The following is a 3,938-nucleotide window of genomic DNA, read 5'->3' as shown; positions in this document are numbered from 1 at the left end:
ATTCAATCCGGCAGCCTGGGCTTTGGATATGGAGCACAGGGCATTTGGAACGATCTTTACGCCGAGGACGATTACGGGGTGAAGTACGGCGAATGGTTAGGGTGGTATGATGGATTGAACTTGCCCGGCGGTGCGCAAATGGGCTATATGAAGCGGTTCTATACCGCTCTGGACTGGTGGAAGCTCGTCCCCAGATTCGGTGACACCGCATGGGCGGATTTTGTTAAACCGGGGAAAACATCGCTTAAATCGGACGGCAACGAGAGTTATGTTGTTTATTTCTACGACAACGACCGGAAGACTGGAAGGCTGAAGCAAATGGATGATGATTCCGCTTACCGGGCACAATGGTTCGATCCGCTGACAGGGCTCTACTATCCGCTGAACGAACCGGTTACGTCTTCCTCCGGAGCCTGGTGTATCCCCTTAAAACCGAACGCGGCGGACTGGGTGCTGCTCGTCGAAAAGGAGAAGCCAGGCCACCGCAAAACGGAGCCAAGCAATCTTGCGGATCTCGATCCAGCCATACAACAAGCGATAGCAGAATCTGCAAGCGATAGCGGCAGCTGTTATGAGCTGCCGGACGACTCTGGTAACGTAGAACTGCCTTCACCCGTAGGCGAATGGAGCTTTGAGGAGAAGTCGGGCAATTCCATTATCGATTTATCGGGTAACGGCAATTCGGCAACACTTGTCCAAGGAGCAGATATAGGGAACGGCGATGTCAGCGGTCATGCGCTTATTTTGGATGGCGTAGACGATTATGCCACCATTGCCGATCATCCGTTGCTGGACGGCATGGATCAATTCAGTATTTCGTTTTGGGTGAATCTGTCCAGCCTTCCGACGCAAAACTATTCCATCATCGGGAAAGAAGCAATAACGGACGCCATGAGCGGTAATTCGTACCGAATCATCGTCACGCCGAGCGGAAAAGGTCATTTTGTAATGAGTACGGCGAGCGCGGGGTGGTATAGTACGAGGGCTAATTTTACGGTGCCGCTGCAACCCGGACTATGGTACCATCTCGTAGCTGTTTACGACGGCCAAAACGCACGCATTTACATTGACGGAAACGAAGAGGGCGTGAGCAACGACATATCCGGCTCGCTGCTGGATACGAATGAACCGATCCGAATCGGTTATAAATCGGCCAACAATGTCGATTATACGAAAGCGATGATGGATGAAATCCAAATTTACGATAAGGCGCTCACGCCGCAACAAATCCTAAAGCTACACGATACGTATATGAATTAGCCCACAGTTAGACGGAGGAGAAGATCAGGTGAGTAAGCAAACGTATGATGTTATTGTAGTAGGCGGTGGCCCAGGCGGTATTGCAGCGGCTGTAGCCGCGGCTCGGATGGGTGCGAATACGCTACTGGTGGAGAGATACGGATTTCTTGGCGGTGCCGGCACCGCGATGATGGTGAATCCGTGGATGTCGTATTGGGCTTCGGGCAACAGCAACGTGCAGCTCGTTTTTGGGGTACTGCAGGAACTGATCGACCGGATGTCGGAGATGGGCATGTATGGGCATCCGAAGCAGAAGACGGCATTCGACCCCGAAGCGCTCAAGGTCGCCTCGGAGCAGCTCTGCCTAGAAGCCGGCGTCAAGCTGCTGTATCACACCTTCCTTGGCGAAGTGAGGATGGACGAAGCCGGAACGCATATCGAGGCGGTGCGTTTTGCGAATAAGGCGGGACTTGTCGATCTGAGCGCCCATATGTACGTTGACACGACCGGCGATGCCGATCTAGCTGCGTTCGCCGGAGCCATCGTCGAGAAGGGGCGGGCAGTCGACAGCTTGAGCCAACCGATGACGCTCAATTTCCGAATGGCGAACGTTGATATCGACCTGATGCCAACGATCGCGGAAATTACGGAACTGTACCTGGAAGCGAAGCAGCGCGGCGAAATCGATTGCCCTCGCGAAAATATGCTTTGGTTTTATGCGAACCAGCCCGGCGTTATTCATTTCAATACGACAAGGGTGCTCCGCAAAGATGCGACGAATCCGTGGGAGCTGACGGATGCGGAAATCGAAGGGCGGCGCCAGGCGCAGCAGCTCGTTCGCTTCCTGAAGGCGGAAGTGCCTGGTTTTAGAGACGCCTACCTGCAGACGACCGCACCGCAAATCGGCGTTCGCGAATCGCGCCGAGTCGTCGGCGAATATATGCTCACGGCAGACGAATTGCTAGCCTCCTGCCGGTTCGAGGACGTCATCGCGCGGGGTTCTTATCCGGTCGACATTCATAATCCGGACGGGGAAGGCACGATCGAGAAGCATTTGCCGGAAGGGGAGTGGTATGACATTCCGTTCCGCACGCTTGTGCCGAAGAAGATCGAGAACCTCTTGATCGGCGGACGCCCGATCTCAGCTACTCACGAGGCGCATTCGGCGATCCGCGTGCAGCCGATTGCCATTGCCATCGGCCAAGCGGCAGGCACCGCAGCTGCACTTTGTGCCAAAGGGAAAGTGCTGCCGCGCGAGCTCGATGTGCGCAAGGTACAGGAAGCACTGACCGCTCAGGGGGCGGTGCTCGGCTTTGCTGACGGCGCTCCGAACACGGTGGGGGAATAAGGATAAGCGGCTGCAGTCGATGCTTCATCGGTGGCGGCCGCTTATCTGCATATGGACGAAATATCCGGGACCCTTTGCCAATGAATGAATAGCTAGAGCGCTTGCCGATGTGATCGATTTGCTGATGTAAAGGGAGGAGTGAAGAATGATGGAAACAGCCTACTCTTTTACGGTGATGAAAAAACATGTATGGCGGTTCATTTGCGGTTTATTGGTGATTATAATCTGCTTGCTCTTTATTCCGGCAGGACATGCGAACGCCTCCGGAACGAAATCGTATACGGAGGTTCCCGCCGGGCTGCATCTGGTGTCGCAAGGCTCGACTGTAACGCCCTACAACGGCATGGTGTTCAATGATGCGGCGAAAGGGAGCCCGTCAGGCGCCCGGGAGCACTTGACTGACGGCAATCTGGGCACGTTGGCCGGAGGCTACGGAGCCGTTAATTTCTATATCGACTTGGGCCGGAAATTGCCACTGGAATACGTCAAAGTATACTTCAGCCGATTGTGGGACGGAGTGAACAAAGTCTATGTGTCCGACGATGCCGTCAACTGGACGGAGGTCGTCAGCGGCGACGGGAGTCAAGACGAGTATTTGAGAGACCTGACAGCGACCGACAGCATGACGCAGCCGAATGATTTCGGCGCTCTGCTGCCGGCGGGGACAACAGGGAGATATGTAAGATTGACAACCCGTTCCTGGGCTAATCTGTATGAAATCCAAGTGTATTCCACACAGGGCAATCCGGTGAATCAGATCCAAGTGAAGGGTTCTATTACGAACCATGTTGTAGCAAGCCTATCGATGCAATTGAATGCATGGGTTCAGCCAAGCTCCGCTACAGACACAAGCGTTACTTGGTCTGTCTATGCCAAGCCGGGATCGACCGGAGCGGCGATGATTGACGCTCAAACCGGCTTCCTGACTGCGAGCTCGCCGGGCATAGTCACCGTACAGGCTGCAGCTAATGACGGATCAGGCATCACGGGTTCGCTCGATGTGACCATTGACGCATCGGTTGCCAAGTGGCGCGAGATGGAGTTTGCTCTATCCAGTGCTGCGACATACAGTCATCCCTTCATGGACGTAGATGTAACAGCTACATTCACCGGGCCGAACGGAGAGACCTTGACACGCCCGGCTTTCTGGGATGGGGGGATACGTGGAAAGTCAGATTCGCGCCGACGGCCACGGGAAGCTGGACGGTGACGACGCAGTCGACCAATCCGGCGGACACCGGCCTGAACAAGAGTATCCCGATAACCTTCCAATCCGTACCGTATACCGGGGAATTGGAAATATACAAACATGGTTTTTTGCGGATCAGTGACAATGGGAGATATTTCACTT

2 protein-coding genes and 1 pseudogene are annotated in these 3,938 nt (G+C 54.5%); all 3 read left to right on the top strand.

All coding sequences use genetic code 11. The annotated features are described in order from the left end of the window. The coding region (locus IEY46_RS36105) for a LamG domain-containing protein (RefSeq protein ID WP_189001241.1) at positions 1–1,260 on the top strand (1,260 nt) is incomplete at its 5' end. 28 nt (positions 1,261–1,288) lie between these two features. After that, positions 1,289–2,587, top strand: a complete 1,299-nt coding sequence (locus IEY46_RS36100) for an FAD-dependent oxidoreductase (protein ID WP_189001238.1) — start codon at positions 1,289–1,291, stop codon at positions 2,585–2,587. Positions 2,588–2,732: 145 nt separating this feature from the next. Then, positions 2,733–3,938 (top strand): annotated as a pseudogene (locus tag IEY46_RS36095) (DUF5060 domain-containing protein); the annotation flags it as partial.

Source organism: Paenibacillus nasutitermitis (assembly GCF_014641075.1).
GTDB lineage: Bacteria > Bacillota > Bacilli > Paenibacillales > Paenibacillaceae > Paenibacillus_Z > Paenibacillus_Z nasutitermitis.
Note: the sequence above shows the minus strand (reverse complement) of the source record. Positions and strands in the feature narration are given on the sequence as shown.